Source organism: Allorhizobium pseudoryzae (assembly GCF_011046245.1).
Classification (GTDB): Bacteria; Pseudomonadota; Alphaproteobacteria; order Rhizobiales; family Rhizobiaceae; genus Neorhizobium; species Neorhizobium pseudoryzae.
The window spans coordinates 2,396,808-2,417,203 of record NZ_CP049241.1; the positions used below are offsets into that span (position 1 = coordinate 2,396,808).

Annotated in this window: 19 protein-coding genes; 7 read left to right on the top strand and 12 right to left on the bottom strand. The window is 62.4% G+C overall.

The genetic code is table 11. From position 1 onward, the window contains the following. Window positions 1–6: 6 nt before the first annotated feature. On the bottom strand, window positions 7–981 hold the full coding sequence (gene trxB / locus G6N78_RS11640; protein ID WP_165218522.1) for a thioredoxin-disulfide reductase: 975 nt from the start codon (window positions 979–981) through the stop codon (window positions 7–9). 245 nt (window positions 982–1,226) lie between these two features. Here trxB and G6N78_RS11645 point away from each other — a divergent pair, with 245 nt between their 5' ends. Then, a complete protein-coding gene (locus tag G6N78_RS11645; RefSeq protein ID WP_165218524.1) occupies window positions 1,227–1,694 on the top strand; it encodes an Lrp/AsnC family transcriptional regulator in 468 nt (155 codons plus the stop codon). 9 nt (window positions 1,695–1,703) lie between these two features. Here the strand turns inward: G6N78_RS11645 and G6N78_RS11650 are convergent, their stop codons facing one another. From G6N78_RS11650 to greA, 3 genes are read right to left on the bottom strand one after another with little or no spacing between them, the layout of a single operon-like run. Next, the gene (locus G6N78_RS11650; protein WP_165218525.1) at window positions 1,704–2,510 is read right to left on the bottom strand and encodes a glycosyltransferase family 25 protein; all 807 of its coding nucleotides are present in this window, start codon (window positions 2,508–2,510) and stop codon (window positions 1,704–1,706) included. Beyond that, window positions 2,507–3,574 (bottom strand): glycosyltransferase family 4 protein, encoded by a 1,068-nt coding sequence (locus G6N78_RS11655; RefSeq protein ID WP_165218527.1) that lies wholly within the window; start codon window positions 3,572–3,574, stop codon window positions 2,507–2,509. The genes G6N78_RS11650 and G6N78_RS11655 overlap by 4 nt, the downstream gene beginning before the upstream one ends. 23 nt (window positions 3,575–3,597) lie before the next feature. Continuing rightward, complete coding sequence (greA, locus tag G6N78_RS11660) at window positions 3,598–4,074, bottom strand: transcription elongation factor GreA (protein ID WP_165218528.1); 477 nt, start codon at window positions 4,072–4,074, stop codon at window positions 3,598–3,600. A gap of 232 nt (window positions 4,075–4,306) precedes the next feature. Between greA and G6N78_RS11665 the strand changes: the two genes are divergently transcribed. After that, the gene (locus tag G6N78_RS11665; protein WP_165218530.1) at window positions 4,307–5,539 is read left to right on the top strand and encodes a putative DNA modification/repair radical SAM protein; all 1,233 of its coding nucleotides are present in this window, start codon (window positions 4,307–4,309) and stop codon (window positions 5,537–5,539) included. Next, window positions 5,539–7,011, top strand: coding sequence for a UdgX family uracil-DNA binding protein (locus G6N78_RS11670; RefSeq protein ID WP_165218532.1), 1,473 nt, complete (start codon window positions 5,539–5,541; stop codon window positions 7,009–7,011). Before G6N78_RS11665 ends, G6N78_RS11670 begins: the two co-directional genes overlap by 1 nt. Here G6N78_RS11670 and G6N78_RS11675 read toward each other — a convergent pair. The 6 genes from G6N78_RS11675 to carB all read right to left on the bottom strand — a co-directional run bounded on the left by G6N78_RS11675 (window position 7,002) and on the right by carB (window position 14,659). Then, complete coding sequence (locus tag G6N78_RS11675) at window positions 7,002–8,549, bottom strand: MFS transporter (protein ID WP_165218533.1); 1,548 nt, start codon at window positions 8,547–8,549, stop codon at window positions 7,002–7,004. The genes G6N78_RS11670 and G6N78_RS11675 overlap by 10 nt on opposite strands. 213 nt (window positions 8,550–8,762) lie before the next feature. Further along, window positions 8,763–9,980 (bottom strand): T6SS phospholipase effector Tle1-like catalytic domain-containing protein, encoded by a 1,218-nt coding sequence (locus tag G6N78_RS11680; protein WP_165218535.1) that lies wholly within the window; start codon window positions 9,978–9,980, stop codon window positions 8,763–8,765. Window positions 9,981–10,024: 44 nt separating this feature from the next. Next, complete coding sequence (locus G6N78_RS11685) at window positions 10,025–10,492, bottom strand: SRPBCC domain-containing protein (protein ID WP_165218537.1); 468 nt, start codon at window positions 10,490–10,492, stop codon at window positions 10,025–10,027. Window positions 10,493–10,532: 40 nt separating this feature from the next. Further along, entirely contained in the window at window positions 10,533–10,853 is a 321-nt protein-coding gene (locus G6N78_RS11690) for a HigA family addiction module antitoxin (protein WP_165218538.1), read from the bottom strand. Beyond that, window positions 10,825–11,109 carry a type II toxin-antitoxin system RelE/ParE family toxin gene (locus tag G6N78_RS11695; RefSeq protein ID WP_165221667.1) on the bottom strand — a complete coding sequence of 95 codons (285 nt, stop codon included), beginning with the start codon at window positions 11,107–11,109 and terminating at the stop codon, window positions 10,825–10,827. Before G6N78_RS11695 ends, G6N78_RS11690 begins: the two co-directional genes overlap by 29 nt. Window positions 11,110–11,176: 67 nt before the next feature. Further along, window positions 11,177–14,659 carry a carbamoyl-phosphate synthase large subunit gene (gene carB, locus G6N78_RS11700; RefSeq protein ID WP_165218549.1) on the bottom strand — a complete coding sequence of 1,161 codons (3,483 nt, stop codon included), beginning with the start codon at window positions 14,657–14,659 and terminating at the stop codon, window positions 11,177–11,179. Window positions 14,660–15,023: 364 nt separating this feature from the next. Between carB and G6N78_RS11705 the strand changes: the two genes are divergently transcribed. Both G6N78_RS11705 and ypfJ read left to right on the top strand, forming a co-directional pair. Beyond that, window positions 15,024–16,262, top strand: a complete 1,239-nt coding sequence (locus G6N78_RS11705; RefSeq protein ID WP_165218551.1) for a glycosyltransferase family 87 protein — start codon at window positions 15,024–15,026, stop codon at window positions 16,260–16,262. 18 nt (window positions 16,263–16,280) lie between these two features. Further along, window positions 16,281–17,198, top strand: a complete 918-nt coding sequence (gene ypfJ, locus G6N78_RS11710) for a KPN_02809 family neutral zinc metallopeptidase (protein ID WP_165218553.1) — start codon at window positions 16,281–16,283, stop codon at window positions 17,196–17,198. Here ypfJ and G6N78_RS11715 read toward each other — a convergent pair. Continuing rightward, window positions 17,195–18,031: a LytTR family DNA-binding domain-containing protein gene (locus G6N78_RS11715; protein WP_165218555.1), complete on the bottom strand. Its 837-nt coding sequence runs from the start codon at window positions 18,029–18,031 to the stop codon at window positions 17,195–17,197. The genes ypfJ and G6N78_RS11715 overlap by 4 nt on opposite strands. Here G6N78_RS11715 and G6N78_RS11720 point away from each other — a divergent pair. Then, on the top strand, window positions 18,011–18,673 hold the full coding sequence (locus G6N78_RS11720; protein ID WP_234905784.1) for a DUF2306 domain-containing protein: 663 nt from the start codon (window positions 18,011–18,013) through the stop codon (window positions 18,671–18,673). The two genes, G6N78_RS11715 and G6N78_RS11720, sit on opposite strands and share 21 nt — an antisense overlap. Next, on the top strand, window positions 18,648–19,319 hold the full coding sequence (locus G6N78_RS11725) for a glutathione S-transferase family protein (protein ID WP_165218557.1): 672 nt from the start codon (window positions 18,648–18,650) through the stop codon (window positions 19,317–19,319). Before G6N78_RS11720 ends, G6N78_RS11725 begins: the two co-directional genes overlap by 26 nt. Window positions 19,320–19,355: 36 nt before the next feature. Here G6N78_RS11725 and G6N78_RS11730 read toward each other — a convergent pair whose 3' ends face one another. Then, complete coding sequence (locus tag G6N78_RS11730) at window positions 19,356–20,351, bottom strand: aldo/keto reductase (protein ID WP_165218559.1); 996 nt, start codon at window positions 20,349–20,351, stop codon at window positions 19,356–19,358. Window positions 20,352–20,396: the final 45 nt, after the last annotated feature.

The window sequence follows — 20,396 nt, forward strand, 5'->3', positions numbered from 1 at the left end:
CCATTGTTACTCCGCAGCCTCGGCAACAGGCTGGATGCCCGCGAGGAATCGTTCAGCCTCAAGGGCAGCCATGCAGCCCAGACCGGCCGCGGTGATGGCCTGGCGGAAGGTGTCGTCGGTGACGTCGCCGGCGGCGAAGACACCCGGCACGTCGGTCGCCGTCGAATCGGGCGCCGTCCACATGTAGCCGTTTTCCTTCAGCTTCACCTGGCCCTTGAAGAGCTCGGTGGCCGGCACGTGGCCGATCGCGACAAACACGCCGTCGATCGGCCGTTCGGTGATCGTGCCGTTCAGCGTATTGCGCAGCCTGACGCCGGTGACAGACGGCGGCATCGGGGGCTTGGCGGGCGTACCGGTGATTTCGGCGACTTCCGTATTCCACAGCACCTCGACATTCGGGCGCTGGAACAGGCGCTCCCGCAGGATCTTTTCCGAGCGGAAGCTATCGCGGCGATGCACGACCGTGACGGATTTCGCGATGTTCGACAGATAGAGCGCTTCCTCGACGGCGGAATTGCCACCGCCGACCACAATCACGTCCTTGTTGCGATAGAAGAAGCCGTCGCAGGTGGCGCAGGCGGAGACGCCGAAACCCTGGAAATGCTGTTCGCTCTCGATGCCGAGCCACTTGGCCTTGGCGCCGGTCGCGATGATCAGCGTGTCGGCGGTCCAGACCTGGCCGGAATCCGTGCGGATGACGAAGGGACGCTGAGACAGCTGCACTTCGGTGACGAGATCGTTGACGATCTCCGTGCCGACATGCTGGGCCTGCTTCAGCATCTGTTCCATCAGCCAGGGGCCCTGGATCGGATCGGCAAAGCCCGGGTAGTTTTCCACATCGGTGGTGATCATCAGCTGGCCGCCCTGCTCCATGCCGGCGATCAGCACCGGCTTCAGCATGGCACGGGCGGCATAGATGGCGGCGGTATAACCGGCAGGGCCGGAGCCGATGATGAGAACATGGGCATGGCGGGCAGACATGAAACGGATCCTTTCGCGGGGCGCTGCGGGCGGATACAACCGAACGTGACAAGGCCTTCAGGCAGCGCCTTTTCCTCATTTATGATCGTTCCCCACTGCAATTCAAGGTCGCCGGGCAGCTTGCGGCCCAGCTTGCCAAGTTACGCACAATAATGGTGCGTCGTCGCGACATAATCTTGCGCGTTTTCCTTGCGTTCGGGATGGCTTTGGCTATTAGCATGGCAAAACGCGATATGAGGTTTCCCGTGCTCCGAGCCGAACTCGACGCCATCGACATCAAGATTCTCCGAGAACTGCAGCGCGACGGCCGCATGACGAATGTGGAGCTCGCCGAACGCGTCGGCATTTCCGCGCCGCCTTGTCTGAGGCGCGTGCGCAAGCTGGAAGAGGCCGGGGTCATCGAGGGCTATGCGGCGATCCTCAACGGGCCGAAGCTCGGCTTCGATCTCGTCGCCTTCTGCCTGGTCGGTCTCAAGCACCAATCGGAAGCGAACCTGAAGGCCTTTGCCGGGCTGGCGCAGAGCTGGCCGATCGTGCGGGAAGCCTGGATGGTGTCGGGCGACAGCGATTTCCTGCTCCGCTGCACGGCGGAGAATCTCACGAGCTTCCAGGATTTCGTCATCGAGGTGCTGGCGGCCAACGAGCATGTCGATACGGTCAAGACCATGCTGACCATCCGCCAGGTGAAGAAGCTGGGTTTGGTGGAGGTGTGAGGTTCTGCCTCAGCCCGGCGCCAGCGTAATGCGGAGATTTCTCCGGTCGCTGATCGGATTGAGCGGAGAGCCTTGCCAGGCAAACGCGGCCTGCTGGCTAAGACGGGCGATTTCCCGCTCCAGTTTCTGACCGAGCGACCGCTTCTGCCGATGGAGCGCCCAGGCGCGTTCGATTTCGCCGTCCAGCCCAAGCCGCCGGTCCTTCGCTAGGAACTGGTCCTGGATGCAGAGGGCCGGCAAGGTCTGATAGGTGGTCAGTTCGGCAAACAGCGGCGAGGCGGGATCGAACAGGATGTGGTCGAGCGCGCGGTCGCAGGTGCGGACCTTCGCCAGCAGATGCTGCGCGGCCTTCGGCGTCGCGATATAGCCGGCGGTGCCGAGATGGGCGCTCTTCAGCCGCGCCAGTTCGATGCCGTTTCCGAGGGACTGCCTCTCGCGGCCGATCTGTACGCTCTTTCCCGTTGTCTCGATCTTCACGAGGTCGGCATTTGCCGGCAGCCAGGCAGGGTCCTGCAGCAGCCTTGTCGCGGCTTTGGCCAGATGGATGTCATCCTCGACCACCACGCCCGGCTCTCCCGATGCAGCGATCCGGGCCCAGGCCTCGCGGTGGCTGAGCAGGCAGCCGATTTCTCCGGCCGAGAGTCTGCGCGACCCCTCCGGATGACACGCGGACCAGGGCGCAAGCTCCGCCTCGGACAGCGCCCTTCCATTGACGCCCGCCACCCGCTCGACGGCAAGGCCTGCGGCATCGAGCAGGGCCTGCATGCGCGCCATGCGGTCGGTTTTGTGGTCGAGGTTGATGACGTAGGTGATCACGGCTGCGGCCGATCCGCCAAGAGATCCGCATAGACAGCGCCGATTGCCGCGGCCTCGCGCTCAATCGAGAAGTTTTGCCGCATATGGACAAGCGCCGCCGCGCCCTGACGCTCACACAGCGCGGGGTCAGCGAGATAGGGGCGGATGCCGGCGGCAAAGCTGTCGAGGGAGCCGCGCTCCACCATGCACCCCGTTTTGCCATCGAGGATGAGTTCGGCAAAGGCGCCGACATCGGCAGCCACCACCGGCACGCCGGTGGCCATGGCTTCGAGCGGCGTCAGCCCAAAGCCTTCCCAGCGCTGCGGCGCGACGAAGAGATCGAGCGCCCGGTACCACGCGTTGATATTGGTGTGTTCGCCAACGAAGAGGATGCGGTCGCCAAGGCCGGCGGCCTTCACCTTCGCCTTCAGCTCGTCCTCGAAGCCGACATGTTTTGCCGTTGCGCGGCCGGCCACCACGGCTTTCCAGCCGGGATGTTCGGGTAGCAGCCGGATCATGGAATCGACGAAGAGATCGGTGCCCTTCTGGTGGCGCACGCGGCCGAAGCAGCCGACATAATGGAATGCCGGATCGAGGCCGACCGTGGCTTTCGCGGCTGCCTTGTCCGCTGCAGGCGAAAATCGCTCAAGATCGATGCCGTGCAGGATGACGGTGCTCTCGCGCTCCAGATAGGAGGCGGTCTTCTGGCAGACGGCGATCACCCGGTCCATCTTGGAGATCAGCCATTTCGTCCAGCCGGTATGCCGGCGCTGCGAGGCCGACGTGAAGACGAGCTTCAACGGCATGCGCAAAACGTCGCGCAGAATGATGCCCGGCAGCATTTCGATGTTGCGGCGGGCATGCCAGACGCGCGCGCGCCTGCCCGCCGGCGGGCGCCAGAGCGCGGGCAGGGCGGCATAGCCCATCGAGGGCAGATGGCTGGGCAGGCCGGGGCCGAAGGTGACGACCTTCTGGCCGAGGCGGTTCTGGATCGGCACGAGCTGGATGACGGTCGAGGTGACGCCCGAAAGCCGCCGCTTGAAATGCGGCGCAATCACCTCGACCTTTGTCAAATCATGGGACACGGGCGCTGGGCTGGTTGGGTTTCTCAGCCCCAGGAGACCTTCAGAACCTCATAGGCCTTGGAGCCGCCCGGCGCATTCACTTCAATGCTGTCGCCGACTTCCTTGCCGATCAGCGCGCGCGCAATCGGCGAGGAGATCGAGATGCGGCCTTCCTTCACATCGGCTTCCTGGTCGCCGACGATCTGGTAGACCTTCTCCTCATCGGTATCCTCGTCCACCAGCTTCACGGTGGCGCCGAACTTGATCTTCGAGCCGGACATCTTCGTGAGGTCGATCACCTCCGCGCGGGCCGTCAGGTCCTCAAGTTCCGTGATGCGGCCCTCGTTGTGGCTCTGCGCTTCCTTGGCGGCATGGTATTCAGCGTTTTCCGACAGGTCGCCATGGGCGCGCGCCTCGGCAATCGCCTCGATGATCCGGGGACGCTCTTCCTGCTGACGCCAGCGCAGCTCCTCCTGCAGCTTGGTAAATCCGGACGGCGTCATCGGTACCTTATCAACCATGATATCTTCTTCCTCAGTCTCATGGCCGCAACGCACGGCCACAAAAAGAAACAGGTCCCGGAGCGATACTCCGGAACCATGCGAAATCCTCAAGTCCTCGAATCATAGCAGAAACGCGGCGCGAATTTCCAGAAAATTCGAAATAGGGCAGCGGCGCTGACCTGCAAGGTGGCCCGATGATGAGGCATTCGCGGCTTGACGTTTGGCGTAAGAACATATAGTGAACATACTAATGAAGAAGTCGCTGAAAGAACGCCTCGCCATTCTCTCGGATGCCGCAAAATACGATGCCTCCTGCGCATCGAGCGGCACGACGAAACGCCAGTCGGCCGGCTCCGGCGGGCTTGGCTCAACGGAAGGGTCGGGCATCTGCCACGCCTATGCGCCGGACGGGCGGTGCATTTCGCTGCTCAAAATCCTGCTGACGAATTTCTGCATCTATGACTGCGCCTACTGCATCAACCGGTCGTCCAGCAATGTGGAGCGGGCACGGTTCACGCCGGAAGAGGTGGTCTGGCTGACGCTCGAATTCTACCGGCGCAACTACATCGAGGGCCTGTTTCTATCCTCCGGCATAATTCGCTCCTCCGATCACACGATGGAGGAGATGGTGCGTATTGCCCGCGAACTCCGCACCACGCATCACTTTCGCGGCTATATCCACCTCAAAACCATTCCGGAGGCCTCGCCCGCGCTGATCGAGGAGGCGGGGCTCTATGCCGATCGCCTGTCGATCAACATCGAACTGCCGACCGATAGCGGCATCGGCCAGTTCGCGCCGGAAAAGAAGCCCGAGAATATTCGTCGCGCGATGGGCGATTTGAGGCTGAAGATCGAAGATGCGTCGGAACCGACGCTGCAGACGAAGAAGCGCAAGCATTTCGTGCCCGCCGGCCAGAGCACGCAGATGATCGTCGGGGCGGATGGCGCAAGTGACGCCACCATTCTCGGCACCAGCGCGAGGCTTTACGGCAGCTACGGCCTGAAACGCGTCTATTATTCCGCCTTCAGCCCGATCCCGGATGCCTCGTCGAAACTTCCCCTCATCAAGCCGCCGCTGATGCGCGAACACCGGCTCTACCAGGCGGACTGGCTCTATCGCTTTTATGGTTTCGATATCGGCGAAATCACGTCGGTGTCGGAAGACGGCAATCTGGATCTCGACCTTGATCCGAAACTTTCGTGGGCGCTCGGCCATCGCGATCGGTTCCCGGTCGATGTCAACCGCGCACCGAAGGAGATGCTGCTGCGTGTGCCGGGCTTCGGCACAAAGACGGTCAAGTCCATTCTCTCGTCCCGCCGCTTCCGCCGCATCCGATTGGAGGATCTCGGGCGGTTGGGCGTGTCGCTGCGCAAGGTGCAGCCCTTCATCGTGGCGGACGGCTGGACGCCGCACCGCGTGCTCGAACGTTCGGATCTGAAGGCGATGTTTGCGCCGAAGCCGGAACAACTGACGTTGTTCTGATGCAAACGGTGTTTCTCAACGGTCGCGGTGACTTTGACGAATGGCGAGATTCCGCGCGGGTGCTCTTGCTGAGTGAGGTGGAGCCTGAGCGTATCGACTGGCGCATCGCCGGCGAGGGTGCGGATCTCTCCGGCTTTGCCGAGACGCCGCTGCCGGTGCCGCCGGCGGGCAAACAGGCGGTTGCCGTGCCGCCGGCCTTCCTCGAACTGGCCGAAAACATCGTCTGCCATAGCGATCCCGCACGCTTCGCGCTCCTCTACCGCCTGCTCTGGCGCATTCGTCATGACCGCGCGCTGCTGCAGGTCGTGTCCGACCCGGATGTGATTGCCGCGCGCAAACTGGAAAAATCCGTGCGGCGCGACAGCCACAAGATGAAGGCCTTCGTGCGGTTCAAGGAGGTGGCGTCCGATGATCCGACCGGGCGGCGGCGTTCGTTCATTTCCTGGTTCGAGCCGGACCATTTCATCGTCGCGCGCATGGCGCCGTTCTTTCGCCGCCGCTTCTTCGACATGGACTGGGTGATCGCGACGCCGAAGGGGTCAGCGGCCTGGGACGGCGAAAACCTGACCGTCTCCGACCTGCCGGCGGACAAGCCGAATGCGAGCGATGCGACCGATGATCTGTGGCGCGTCTACTATGCCAACATCTTCAACCCGGCGCGGCTGAAGGTGAAGGCGATGACGGCGGAGATGCCGAAGAAATACTGGAAGAACCTGCCGGAGGCGGCGCTGATACCAGACCTTATTGCCAATGCAGAAGCCAAGGTGATCGAGATGGCGGCGCGGGCCGCCTCCCAGCCGCCCGCCTTTCACGCGCGGCTTCAGGAGCGGATGGCGGAGGAACTGGCCGACGTTGCCCCGCCGCCCGAAGGGCTGGAGGCGCTCCGCCATGCGGCGAGCCGCTGCACGCTCTGTCCGCTGCATTGCCAGGCGACGCAGACCGTGTTCGGCGAGGGTCGTCTGGGGGCGAGCGCCATGATCGTCGGCGAGCAGCCGGGCGACCAGGAGGATCTGGCGGGGCGCCCTTTCGTGGGGCCAGCCGGAAAGCTGTTCGACGGCGTGCTCTCCGAGGTCGGGCTCGACCGGTCGAGCCTCTACGTCACCAATGCAGTCAAGCATTTCAAATACGAACCACGCGGCAAGCGGCGCATCCACCAGAAGCCAAACCAGGCTGAGATCGAACAATGCCGGTGGTGGTTGAAGCAGGAGGTGGATCTCGTCCAGCCGAAGCTGATCGTTGCCATGGGCGCAACCGCCTATTTCAGCCTGACCGGTGAGAAGAAGCGGCTCACCGATGTGCGGGGCCATATTCTGCCGATGGATCAAGGTCGCAAGCTGTTCGTCACCGTGCACCCGTCCTTCCTGCTGCGCATTCCGGAGGAGACTCGCAAGGCGAGCGAGTTGTCACGCTTCCGCGAGGAGATGGCCGTGGTGCGCCAGCTGGTGGAAACGGGCTTTCCCAATTATCCGTGACCGGCGAGCGCCGTCTCGTCGATCTTGGCCCGGGCAAAGATGTGGCGCGCGAGAAGGGCGAGCAGGATCAGGGTGACGGAGGCGACAAGGCAGCAGGCGGCAAAACCAAGGCCGAAGGCGGCGCGCGCATCGAGAAGCCACTCCGGTTGGACGGAAGGCGACACACGTTTTGCCGTATCCACCGCACCGGCGAGCGTTGCCGTGACCGTTTCGGCAGTCGTGGCATCGAGCCCGGACAGGTCGGCATTTTGCATCATCAATCGGTAGACTACCGTGCCGAGGCTGCCGAGGACGGCCACACCGAGTGCGCCGCCGAATTCCGCACTGGTTTCCGAGATGGCGGAGGCCGAACCGGCGCGCTCCGGCGGTGCCGTGCCGACGATGAGCCCGGTTGTCGTCAAAATGACCGGCACGAAGCCGAGGCCGACCAGCATGCTGGCAAACAGGATCGCGTAGAGGTTCTGGTGATAGGCGGCGAACGCCATCACGGTCGTGCCGAGCGCATTGACGACGAGGCCCGCCAGCACTGTCCTGACCGGGCCGAGCCGTTTGGTGACCCGCCAGGCCTGCAGCGACATCAGCGTGAAGACGAGCGCCGAGGGGATCGACCAGAGAGCGGCTTTCAGCGGCGAAAGATCCAGCACGAGCTGCAGATAGAGGTTCTGGAACAGGAAGACACCGAACACGAAGAACACGCCCGCCAGATTGACCAGCAGCGAGGCGGTGAAGGCGGGGATGCGAAACAGCGCCAGATCGATCAGCGGGTGCTCCAGCCGTTTCTGGCGGCGGATGAACAGGGCCCCGATCGCGAGGCCGGCAACAATGGCGACGAGCTGGTCAGGAGCATAACCATAGGCTGCCATGTGTTTCAGCCCGTAGATGATCGGCAGCACCGTTGCGAGGGACAGCAGCACACTCTTCAGATCAAGGCGGCCGCCGTCCGCGTTGCGATATTCGGGCAGCAGGAAGGGCGCAACGCAGAGCAGCGCAAGCATGATCGGGATGTTGATCAGGAAGACCGCGCCCCAGTGGAAATATTGCAGCAAAAGCCCCCCGAGCAACGGCCCGACGAGACCGCCCAGCGCAAAGGCGGTGCCCCAGATGCCGATGGCCCGGTTGCGCTCGGATTCGTCCTGGAACAGGTTGACGACGAGCGACAGGGTGGAGGGGGCGATGGTGGCTCCGGCGATGCCGAGAAAGGCGCGCGCCACGATCAGCTGGCCGGAGGTCTGGGCAGCCGCGGCAAAGGCGGAGGCGAGCGCGAAGGCGAAGGCACCGATCAGCAGCACGCGGCGACGACCTACCCGGTCGCCCAGCGTCCCCATCGTCACCAGGAAACCGGCCACCATGAAGCCATAGATGTCGTTGATCCACAGCAACTCGGAGGGCGAGGGATCGAGATCGCGCACGATCGCCGGAATGGCGAGGAAGAGAACCGACAGGTCCATCGAATAGACGAGGCAGGCGATGGAGAGGACGAAAAGCCCGATCCATTCGCGACGCGTCGCGCGCTGCGGCGCAAAATGCTGATCCGCCATGGCGGGCCACCTCCCATTCCAGATTGTCCCAAGCGTCCTTGTGCCCTGAGCGGCCGTGCCTGTGCCACGGTGCAGGATCAGCGCTGTCTCCGGCGGCGAGACTTGGTTCCCTCTTGCGTTTTGGCAAGAGGATGAGGCGTGGGGCGGCTCCCTTCCTGTCAGCAAATGCTGATGTGGTGCGCGACGGCAACAGACGGATTGGCGCGGAGAGACTCAATCCACGAAGAGGACGCCCGGCGGCAGGTTCGGCGGATCGTAGGGGCCGGCCGCCTTGCGAAGCTGGACCGAGTGATGCACCAGAGCCGTCGGCGGAATGAAACGATAATCCTGGCGGGGAAGATAAAGGCCGCCCGCCGGTTTGCCCGCATTGCGGAAGGAGGTGGCCGGGATTTTGCGCGGCAGCCATTCGACGGCGGGCCAGAACTTGGTCATGGAGTTATGCAAGGCCGCGGTGGCCTCGGGTGCCACGTATGTCGCACTGTTGATGCCTTCCACCAGTTCATCCACCATACGGCGGCGGTAGATCAACCCGGCGGGCTTGGTTTCCTTGATCATCCAGCGGAGCGGGATCTTGATCTGCTGGCTTTCCTTCTCCGGATAGCCACCGCCGACATCCCCATGCACGCCGGAAAACCAGACCTCCTTCACATCCTGCGGGCGGATGCCGTCTTCGTTCCTCGGCTTGAACGGCCCGCCCCAATAGGGCTGGCCGGGCGTCCACAGTTCCGGCTGGAACATGGTGCGGCGCTCATCGATGGCGACGGCGTGGCGCACCATCTCGACGCTTGAATTGCGATCGGTAAAGGGATGCGTCTTCAGCTGCGGCCCCCATTTGCCGGGTTCGATCACCGAGGCGACCGTATCGAACAGGCCGAGCAGGCGGATCGGCGGACGGTCGTTGCGCAGCGTTCGTTCGTAAAGGCGCATGGTCTGGAAGGCCGAGGGGGCCTCGCCGACCGCTTGCTTCTGCGCTGTCTGTTCGTGCTCGGGAATGCCCTTGTAGGTGCGATAGGCGTAATCGAGCAGGTTCAGGTGAATCTTTTTCGTCAGACCGAAGGCGTGGATGAAACCGGCCAGGACCCGGGCAGTATAGGCGCCGCGGCTGAAGCCGAAAATATAGATGCGGTCACGATCCCTGTGGTGGCCATCGGAATCCAGCGGGCCAGCATCATAGTGCTCGACCAGCATTCGGCAGGCTTCCTTGACGTTTTCGTCGAGCCCCCAGCCGGTCGCCAGGCCCCAGACTTCGGAGGCCTCGCGCTGCAGCTTCGACCACGAGTTGGCTGCCCCGAAGGTGCCGACGCCCGGATCGTAATAGACGATCTGTTCGGATGAGCGCTTGAGGCAGCCGAACAGGCGCAGGATATTGGTACGGTCTGCGGAGATCTCGTTCGACGTCCCGTCGAACAGAATGACAATGTTCTTGGACATGCATTCCCCCTGATCGCCTCATGCGACGGGGCATTTTGGTTGTGTCAGGCGAAAACTTCAACCGGATTTTGCCGCGCTTCCAGAACGCGTTCCAGCCGGTCGAAATTCTGTTCGTTGGCAAGCGCGATGAACTTGGTGAGCGTGGTGTTGTCCTCGTTCGGCTCCATCCGCATCACCCAGGTCAGACGGCTCGCGCTGTCGCTCACCACCTCGAACCGCATCTCCATGTCGAAGACGTGGATCGGATCGTGATGGGTAAATGTGATGCGCTCCGGCACGACGATCTCGCCGAAGGTCGAGCGGTTGAGGAAATCTGTGCCGTTGGAGGCCGTCATGGTGATCAGCCAGGTGCCGCCGGGTTCAAACTCGAAGCGGTGGATCTCATTGGTAAAACCGTCCGGTCCCCACCAGAGCGCCAGCAGTGCTGAATCGGCAAAGGCCTGGAAGACATCGTCACGTGCGAAAGCGAGGACGCGGGAGCTTTCGATTTCAACGGGGTTATCAAAAGGCATGGGCGGGTTCTATCGATCTGATGGATTTTACGAATAACCTTCAGGTGGCCCTGGGAGTAATGGCATCCAGTTCATCCGCAATAATGCGCCGTCGCTCCATCAGGTCATAATCGGCCTGAAGGCCCAGAAAATAACCTTCGCTCATGCCGAAATAGCGGGCGAGCCTGAGATCGGTATCAGCCGTGATCGCCCGCTTGCCCAGGACGATCTCGTTGATCCGCCGCGGAGGAACGCCGATGGCACGCGCCAGGGCATTCTGGCTGAGCTGCAGCGGCGCCATGAATTCCAGCGCCAGGATGTCGCCCGGCAGAGGGTTTGGAAGCAGATCCTGGTCAGTCGTGGTAATCGACGATTTCGACATTGTCGGCACCTCCATCCTTCCAAACAAAACAAATCCGCCATTGATCGTTGATGCGGATGCTGTGCTGACCGGCGCGATTTCCTTTGAGAGCTTCCAACCTGTTGCCGGGTGGAACCTTCAAATCGGAGAGCGTGCGCGACTGGTTGATCATTCGCAGCTTGCGCAGTGCCGCGACCTGGATGTCAGCGGGAAGCCGGCGGCTTCTTCTGCCGTCCCATATGCCGCGTGTCTCGCTGTCACCGAAGCTGCGTATCATGGCCGACGGTAACAAAAAGCCACCCATAACGCAATGCGTTATGGGTGGCTGTCATCAGTTCAAACCCTCAGAAATAGCTCTGCAGCGGCTGGACTTCGAGCTGGCCCTTCTTCAGCGCCTCGATCGCCTGGGCGGCGGCCATGGCGCCGGCCATCGTCGTGTAATAGGGCACCTTCTGCATCAGGGCGGCGCGGCGCAGCGACTTCGAATCCGAGATCGCCTTGTTCGAATCCGTCGTGTTGATGACGAGCTGGACCTGGCGGTTGCGGATCGCGTCCTCGATATGCGGACGGCCTTCGAGCACCTTGTTGACCTTGATCGCCTCGATGCCGTTTTCGGCCAGGAAACGCTGCGTGCCGCCGGTGGCGAGCACCTTGAAGCCGATCTGCACCAGAAGCTTGATCGCCGGCAGAACGCGGGTCTTGTCCTCATCGCGTACCGAGACGAAGACCGATCCATCACGCGGCAGTTCGACACCGGCGCCGAGCTGGCTCTTGGCGAAGGCGAGCGCGAAATCGCGGTCGAGGCCGATCACTTCGCCGGTCGAGCGCATTTCCGGGCCGAGCAGCGTATCGACACCCGGGAAACGGGCGAACGGGAAGACGGCTTCCTTGACAGCGATGTGCTTCAGGTTGCGCGGGTCTGGCTTCTTGCCATAGGCGGCAATTGCCGCATCCAGCTTCTCGCCGGCCATGATGCGGGCGGCGATCTTGGCGATCGGCGCGCCGATGGTCTTGGCCACGAAGGGTACCGTGCGCGAGGCGCGCGGGTTGACTTCGAGGACGTAGATCGTGCCGTCCTTGATGGCGTACTGCACGTTCATCAGGCCGCCGACGTTGAGCGCCTTGGCAAGCGCCGTCGTCTGGCGCTCCAGTTCGTCCAGAAGTTCGGCCGAGAACGAGCGGGAGGGCAGCGAGCAGGCCGAATCGCCGGAATGGATGCCGGCTTCCTCGATATGCTCCATGATGCCGGAGACAAAGACGCTGTCGCCGTCGCAGAGCGCATCGACGTCCACTTCGATCGCGTTGGTCAGGTAGCTGTCGAAGAGCAGCGGGTTCTTGCCGAGCAGCGTGTTGATCTGGCCCGTCTTGTCGTTCGGATACCGCTGCTTGATGTCTTCCGGCACGAGTTCCGGCACCGTGTCAAGCAGGTAGCTCTGCAGCATGCCCTCGTTGTGGATGATCTGCATGGCGCGGCCACCCAGAACATAGGACGGACGCACGACGAGCGGGAAGCCGATCTCGGAGGCAACGAGGCGTGCCTGCTCGACCGAATAGGCAATGCCGTTGTTCGGCTGGGCAAGGTCCAGCTTCATCAGAAGCTTCTGGAAGCGGTCGCGGTCTTCGGCAAGATCGATCATGTCGGGGGCGGTGCCGAGGATCGGGATGCCGTTCTTTTCCAGCGCTTCAGCGAGCTTCAGCGGCGTCTGGCCGCCGAACTGCACGATGACGCCGACCACTTCACCCTTTTCCTGCTCGGCGCGCAGGATCTCGATCACATCTTCGGCCGTCAGCGGCTCGAAATAGAGGCGGTCGGAGGTGTCGTAGTCGGTGGAAACCGTTTCCGGGTTGCAGTTGATCATGATCGCTTCAAAACCGGCATCCTTCAGCGCGAAGGCGGCATGGCAGCAGCAATAATCGAACTCGATACCCTGGCCGATGCGGTTCGGACCACCCCCGAGGATGACGACCTTTTTGCGGGCGGAGACCTCCGCTTCCGAGCGGGCGGAGCCGACGAAGGGCGTCTCGTAGGTCGAGTACATGTAGGCGGTCGGCGAAGCGAACTCGGCGGCGCAGGTATCGATGCGCTTGAAGACCGGGCGAACGTTCAGGCTGTTGCGCAGCATCGCCACATCCTTCGGCTTGCCGTTCGTCAGCGAGGCGAGGCGGGCGTCCGAGAAGCCCATGGCTTTCAGCATGCGCAGGTTTTCGGCATCCGTCGGCAGGCCGTGCTCGCGGATGCGGGCTTCCATGTCGACGATCGCCTTGAACTGGGCGATGAACCACGGATCGATCTTGCAACCTTCATGCACTTCGGCTTCCGACATGCCCATTCTGAGCGCCTGGGCGACCATGCGCAGACGGTCCGGGGTCGGCGTGCCGATGGCGGCGCGGATGGCGTTCTTGTCGTCGCCCTGGCCAACACCCGGGATCTCGATCTCGTCAAGACCGGTGAGACCGGTTTCCATGCCGCGCAGCGCCTTCTGCAGCGATTCGGCAAAGGTGCGGCCGATCGCCATGACTTCGCCGACCGACTTCATGGCCGTCGTCAGGACCGGCGAGGCGCCGGGGAATTTTTCGAAGGCAAAACGCGGGATCTTGGTGACGACGTAATCGATCGAGGGTTCGAACGACGCGGGCGTTGCGCCGCCGGTGATATCGTTTTCGAGTTCGTCCAGCGTGTAGCCGATGGCGAGCTTGGCCGCGACCTTGGCGATCGGGAAGCCGGTGGCCTTCGAGGCAAGCGCCGACGAGCGCGAAACGCGCGGGTTCATCTCGATGACGACGAGGCGGCCATCCTTCGGGTTGACGGCGAACTGCACGTTCGAACCGCCGGTCTCGACGCCGATCTCGCGCAGCACCGCAATCGAGGCGTTGCGCATGATCTGGTATTCCTTGTCCGTCAGGGTCAAGGCAGGCGCAACGGTGATCGAATCGCCGGTGTGGACGCCCATTGGGTCGATGTTTTCGATGGAGCAGATGATGATGCAGTTGTCCGCCTTGTCGCGGATCACTTCCATCTCATACTCCTTCCAGCCGAGCACCGATTCCTCGATCAGCACTTCGGTGGTCGGCGAGGCATCGAGACCGCCGTTGACGATATCGAAGAATTCCGAGCGGTTATAGGCAATGCCACCGCCGGTGCCGCCGAGCGTGAACGAAGGACGAATGATTGCCGGCAGGCCGACATGGTCGAGTGCCTGAGCGGCAATCGCCATGGCATGCGCCATGTAGCGCTGCTTGCGGTCGGTCTCGCCGAGGTTCCACTGGTTTTCGAGTTCGTCCAGCGCCTTGTCGAGAGCATCGCCCGACAGCGTTTCGCGCAGCTTGGCGCGCTCGGTCTCGTGCGTCTTGCGGTCGGCATCCTTGATCTCGGTGGCGTTCGCCAGCATCGAGCGCGGGGTTTCGAGGCCGATGCGGGCCATGGCCTCACGGAAGAGGGCGCGGTCTTCGGCCATGTCGATGGCGGCGGGCTTTGCGCCGATCATCTCGACATTGTAGCGGTCGAGCACGCCCATGCGCTTCAGCGAAAGCGCGGTGTTCAGTGCCGTCTGGCCGCCCATGGTCGGCAGCAGCGCGTCCGGACGCTCCTTGGCGATGATCTTGGCGACGACTTCCGGGGTGATCGGCTCGACATAGGTGGCGTCTGCCAGGCCCGGATCGGTCATGATGGTCGCCGGGTTGGAGTTGACCAGGATGACCCGGTAGCCTTCTTCCTTCAGCGCCTTGCAGGCCTGGGTGCCGGAATAGTCAAATTCGCAGGCCTGGCCGATGACGATCGGCCCCGCGCCAATGATGAGGATGGATTTCAAATCTTGGCGCTTCGGCATGTCGTCTTTCCGCTTATATCGGCCTGCGCAGAAAACCGGCCGGGTGAAACTTCACCGGTCGGGCGCAAGGCGTGGGTTCTTTCAGGCTAGAAGCGGCTTATAGGGAAATGTGGGAGCGAACGGAACCCCCAATCTTCGTGAATCTTCCACAGGATCCTTGCTGCATTCTCGGGCTGATGCAGAAGGCCACGTATCCGAGGCTCTGAAGGCCCGTGGACACCACTCTTACCCTTGTGGTGGGAAGAAGTGTCGCAACTTCTTAACGGCTGACACGCATTGTATGCTCCCAACGGTGCAGCCGCGAGTGACCTGATTTGACAAGCGTTGAAAGCAGACAAGAGCAGGCGAGGATGGAGGGGACCTGATGACGCAGCATCCGGGGATGAACGGCAGAGGGGCGAAGCCTTTGATCTGGGTCGCTGCAGGGGGTGGATCTGTTCTGCTTCTTTTCCTTTATCTCATCTTGGGCGGGTTAACGGATCCCAACTGGATCATCTGGGTCGACCGCGATTTTTCCAATTACTGGATCGCCTCGCGACTCGTCTTGGACGGCAAGGTTCAGGATCTCTTCAGCGGTCAGGACGTCTATTTTCCACATATGCAGGCTGCCTTCGGCGTCGATTACCCGTGGCACAACTGGAGCTACCCGCCGAGCTACCTGTTTTTCGTCTGGCCGGTGGGGCTTCTGCCGCATGGAGCGGCGATGGTGGTGTTTCTGTTCGTGACGATGCTGGTCTTCCTTCATTCCGTCTTTATGACCGAGCCGCATCTGCAACCTGCATCGGCCGTGCTTCTTGTACCTTTCCTGTTTTGCAACATCATCACGGCACAGAACGGCTTCATTACCTCGGCCATCGTTCTGTACGGTCTTGCCCTGCGGGAACGCTCCCCCATTATGGCTGGCATTGCGATCGGCCTGCTGACGGTCAAACCGCAACTCGGGATCCTCTTTCCCCTGTTGCTTCTGCTGGAACGGCGCTGGGCGGTTATTGTCACGGCAGGGGTCACAGCCATCGCGCTGGTCCTCCTGTCCGGTCTCATTTTTGGATGGGAGACCTGGCGGGGATACATACAGCACAACATGCCGTACCAGACGTATGTGATGACGCAGTTCGGCGGAACCTTCATTCACATGACGCCATCCTTGTTTGGTGCTTTGCGTAGCTATCTCATTCCATCGACGTATGCCCTGCCTATCCATTTGACATTCGCCGCCCTCGTTGTGGTCGTGTTCTGCATTGGAACTCTGAAAACGGGGGTGGGGATACGTCGCGATTTCGGCTTTCTGCTTGCGACCTTTCTCGTCATCCCTTACTCGCTGACCTATGATCTGGGGGCCGTTTCCGCGCTTGCCGCCATTGCGGCGCACCAGAGTGTCCGGGGAGGAACCTCGGCCGTAATGCGCAGGGTCAGTTTCACCGCCGTTGCCTTCCTGCCTTTGCTCCATTCGTCATTCTCGACCTATCTCGCACTGCCAGTCGCCCCTTTTGTCTTCATGATCGCCTATGCGATCTCGCTTTTAGACCGGGAACCAGCCGACAATCCGCCCGTTCTCGGGCGAGCATCCGCACTCAATCAGCAGACATCTGACGCGGCACGATGATCGGAAGGAAAAAATTACATGGAATGGCGGGGCCGGCGGCAGTCCGATAATATCGAGGATCGACGGGGGCAGTCGGGCGGTATCCGCTCCGGGCCCGGTTTCCGCATTCCGATCGGTGGCGGCGGGCGACGCGGCGGCGGCATCGGGATCGGCGGGCTGGTGATGATCCTGATCGTCTGCGCCGTGCTCGGCATCAATCCGCTGACGCTGTTGTCCGGCGGCGATCTCGGTTTCGACGAGGGTTCGTCCGGCTCCCAGCAGCAGCAATCGGCGCCGCGCAGCGCAGCGGATGAAGAGATGCGCGCTTTCGTCGGCACCGTGCTCGCCGAGACGGAGGCTACCTGGAACCGGATCTTCCAGCAGAGCGGGGAGCGCTATCAGGAGCCGACGCTCGTCTTGTTTTCCGGCCAGACCCAGTCGCAATGCGGTTTTGCCTCGGCGGCGACCGGGCCGTTCTACTGCCCGGGTGACCGCAAAGTCTATCTGGACACCGCCTTCTTTCGGCAATTGTCCGGCCAGTTTGGCGCGTCCGGCGATTTCGCCCAGGCCTATGTGATTGCCCACGAGGTTGGCCATCACGTGCAGAACCTGATCGGGGTCCTGCCGAAGTTCAACCAGATGCGCCGCTCGATGAGCGAGGCGGATGCCAACCGCATGTCGGTGCGCGTGGAATTGCAGGCGGATTGTTTTGCCGGCGTCTGGGGAAAAACCACGCAGCAGCGCGGGCTTCTCGAACAGGGCGACCTGGAAGAGGCGCTGAACGCCGCCCAGCAGATCGGCGACGATACGCTGCAAAAGCGCTCCCAGGGCTATGTCGTGCCGGAAAGCTTCAACCATGGCACGTCCGCGCAGCGCATGCGCTGGTTCCGCAAGGGCTTTTCCAGCGGCGACATGCAGGCTTGCGATACGTTTTCTCCGAGCTACCAGCAGCTCTAGCCGGCTGAGACCGGCGGCTTGACGCCGAAACGGCCACGGATCTCCGCCTCATAGGGACGGCTGACGGGAATGATCGTGCCGTCGGTGGTTTCGACGAAGAGCTTTCCGCGTTCACGGGTAATGCCTTTGACATGCTCGTCCGCAATCCAGTGGGAACGATGGATGCGTCGACCGCTGACGCCTGCCGTTTCGTTCACGGCATCGGAAAACCGCAGCAGAACGAGTTCTCGGCCGCGGGAGGTCACCACCTCGGTATAGTGATCCTGCACGGACAGGCGCAGCAGCCGTCCGCGATTCTCCGGCTTCAGCCGCTGGACGAGCGGCGGGGTCTCCCGGACCGCCTCCGCTGATGCTGACGGCTCGGCTGGTGCGGCGGGCGCATGAGGTGTCGGCGGCTGAAGGGCATGGCTGCTCGTCAGATAGGTCAGGAGACACAGAAGCAGGCAGAGCGGCAGCGAGACGGACGCCTGCTCCAGGATCTCCGCCGCGGTGATCGGATCGCCGGTAAAGCCGGCCTGCAGCAGGGTAATGCCCAAGCCGATCGGCAGTGCCGCAAGTGCCGAGCCCAGCAGCATGCGGACAAGCCTCGACGGGATTTTGTCCTCCAGCAGCACGTCGATCATTGTGGCGAACACCACGGCCATCGAGAAGGCCATGACATGCAGCAGTGTCCAGAAGGACAGACGCTGCAGAAGCGGCATCGTTTGGCCGGTGCCGAAAGGTCCGGTTACCGTGAACAGCAGCACCACCACAAGAATGGTTGCCCAGTAGCGCCATGACACCAGGAAGGTGCGCAATTCACGAAGCGCGAATTGCAGCTTTACGTCATCCACGAAGGGATCTCCCCGCTCACGTCAAATCTGTTTTCCGGCTCGAAGTCTTGCCGGAGAAGAGGCGAGGTTTCAATCGAGGCTTCTCACGCAATGACACTCGAACCGCTTCTTTCCGCGCCGCTCGCCGTGCAGGTCCATGTGGCGACAGTTCTTCCCGCCGCGGTGATCGGCGCATTTCTTCTTTTGTGGCGCCGAAAGGGCTCATACCTTCACCGTCAGCTCGGCAAACTGTGGATGGCGCTGATGGTGACCACGGCCTCCTCCACCTTCTTCATCCACTCCTTCGATTTGTTCTTCGGCTTCAGTCCCATCCACATCCTGTCGGTACTGACGATCAGCAATTGCTGGGCGGCCTATCGCATGGCGCGGTCCGGCAATATCCGTGGCCACCGGATAGCGGTGAAGCAGGCCTATGTTTGGGGCATCCTGGTGGCCGGCAGCTTTACGCTCCTGCCGCACCGGATCATGAACCGCGTCGTCTTCGAGGGAAGTTCGGCGGCCGACTTGTTGCTGCTCGGGGCTGTCCTGGTCTTGCCATGGTTGTTTTTCCACCTGCAACAAACGAAGCTGGGCGCCGTTGTCCACCGCAATCGCGCGCCATCGGTTCAGGATATCCATGATCATCGTTCATTATCTCAATAATTCCCGCGCCCACCGTATCCTTTGGCTGCTGGAGGAGCTGGGGCTCTCCTATGAGGTGAAGATCTACCAGCGCGGAGCGGACATGCGAGCGCCCGCCAGCCTGAAGGCGGTCCATCCGCTGGGCAAATCGCCGGTGATCGAGGATCAGGGGCGCATCATTGCCGAAAGCGGGGCGATCATCGAATATCTCGTCGAGACCTATGGCGAGGGCAAGGGGCTGAAACCGGCTGCCGGCACGGATGAGGCGCTGCGCTATCGCTACTGGCTCCATTATGCGGAAGGCTCCGCCATGCCGCTCCTGCTGTTGAAGCTTCTCTTCCTGCGGCTTCCAAGCCAGTTGCCCTTCTTCCTGCGGCCTGTGGCAAGCCTCATCGCCACCGGCGTTCAGGCCAAGCTGGTCGATCCGCAGCTTGCCGATCATCTGGCCTTCTGGAACGGCGAACTTGCGCGCGGCGGCTGGTTTGCCGGATCTGCCTTCACGGGTGCCGATATTGCCATGAGCTTTCCGGTCGAAGCCGGCATGACACGGATGAAGAGCATGGGGGATGTGCGTGCCGTGCGGCGATATCTGGACGCCATCCGCGCCCGGCCGGCCTATCGCCGGGCGCTTGAGAAGGGCGGCCAATACGATTACGCGACGAGTTGAGCGGAGGTGGGGTGAGCTGCCTCCGCCCGTCTCGCATCAACGCTCGCTGTCGAGATGCGCCATCTGCATCTGCGCATAACGGCTGCCGGCGGCGGCGCCCTTCGGCACGGCCTTTTCGATGGCCGCAAGGTCCGCATCCGTCAGGGTCACCTCAAGCGCGCCCAGCGCCTCCGTCAGACGGTCGCGGCGGCGGGCACCGACGAGCGGCACGATGTCCTCGCCCTGGCATGCGACCCACGCAATCGCCACCTGCGCCACGGACACGCCCTTGTCGTCAGCAATCTGCCGGAGCGCGTCGACAAGCGCGAGGTTCTGATCGAGATTACCCTCCTGAAACCGCGGGCTCATGGCCCGGAAATCGCCCTTGCTGGTTAAACGGTCCTTTTGCCAGTGGCCGCTGATCAGCCCGCGCGAGAGGACGCCATAGGCCGTGATGCCGATGCCAAGCTCGCGGCAGGTCGGCAAAATCTTGTCCTCGATGCCGCGCGAGATCAGCGAATATTCGATTTGAAGGTCCGAGATCGGGTGCACGGCTGCGGCGCGGCGGATCGTCCCGGCGCCCATTTCGGAGAGACCGATATGGCGCACGTAACCGGCTTTCACCATGTCGGCGATGGCACCGATCGTCTCCTCGATCGGCACGTCCGGATCAAGGCGCGAGGGACGGTAGATGTCGATATGGTCCACGCCGAGGCGGGTCAGCGTGTAGGCGAGCGCCGTCTTGACCGCCTGCGGACGGGCATCATAACCCAGCCAGCCGCGGTCCGGCCCGCGTAGCGCGCCGAACTTGACGCTGATCTGCACCTGATCGCGCGGAACCGCCTTCAGCGCCTCACCGATCAGCATTTCGTTGTGGCCCATGCCATAGAAGTCACCCGTATCGAGCAGGGTGATGCCCTGGTCGATTGCCGCGTGCAGGGTGGCGATGCTTTCAGTGCGGTCGGTCGGACCGTATATGTCCGACATGCCCATGCAGCCGAGGCCGAGGGCCGATACCTGCGGGCCCGTCTTTCCCAATTGAAGCAGTTCCATCGTCCTGATCCTTTTCGTTCAAGCCGTGTATCGAATGGCTGGGGG